Source organism: Ectobacillus ponti (assembly GCF_024294785.1).
Taxonomy (GTDB): domain Bacteria; phylum Bacillota; class Bacilli; order Bacillales; family Bacillaceae_G; genus Ectobacillus; species Ectobacillus ponti.
This window is the reverse complement of the sequence record NZ_JANCLT010000092.1, coordinates 1-574: the sequence shown is the minus strand read 5'-3', so window position 1 is coordinate 574 and position 574 is coordinate 1. Positions and strand designations below refer to the sequence as shown.

At 64.3% G+C, this 574-nt stretch carries 1 protein-coding gene; it reads left to right on the top strand.

Annotated elements, in window-relative coordinates; translation table 11 throughout:
• The coding region (locus NK662_RS24705; RefSeq protein ID WP_254761365.1) for an aromatic amino acid lyase at nt 1-540 on the top strand (540 nt) is incomplete at its 5' end.
• Nucleotides 541-574 lie beyond the last annotated feature (34 nt).

The window sequence follows — 574 nt, the reverse complement described above, 5'->3', positions numbered from 1 at the left end:
AACCATGTCCAGAGCGCGGAGCAGCACAACCAGGACGTGAACTCGCTTGGTCTCATCTCCTCCAGGAAGACCGCCGAGGCCATCGACATCCTGAAGCTCATGTCCTCCACGTTCTTGATCGCCCTGTGCCAAGCCATCGACCTGCGCCACCTCGAGGAGAACATGAAGACCGCGGTGAAGAACTGCGTGATGCAGGTGGCCAAGAAATCCCTGAGCATGAACCACATGGGCGGCCTCCACATCGCTCGCTTCTGCGAGAAGGACCTGCTCACCGCGATCGACCGCGAGGCCGTGTTCGCCTACGCCGACGACCCCTGCAGCGCCAACTACCCGTTGATGCAGAAGCTCCGCGCGGTGCTCATCGAGCACGCGCTCGCCAACGGCGACGCCGAGCGCGTCCTGGAGACCTCCATCTTCGCCAAGGTGGCCGAGTTCGAGCAGCACGTCCGCGCCGCGCTGCCCAATGAGGTGGAGGCCGCCCGCGCCGCCGTCGAGAACGGCACCCCTCTCGTCCCCAACCGGATCAATGAGTGCCGCTAGTACCCTCTCTACAGGTTCGTGCGCGTGGAGGTCG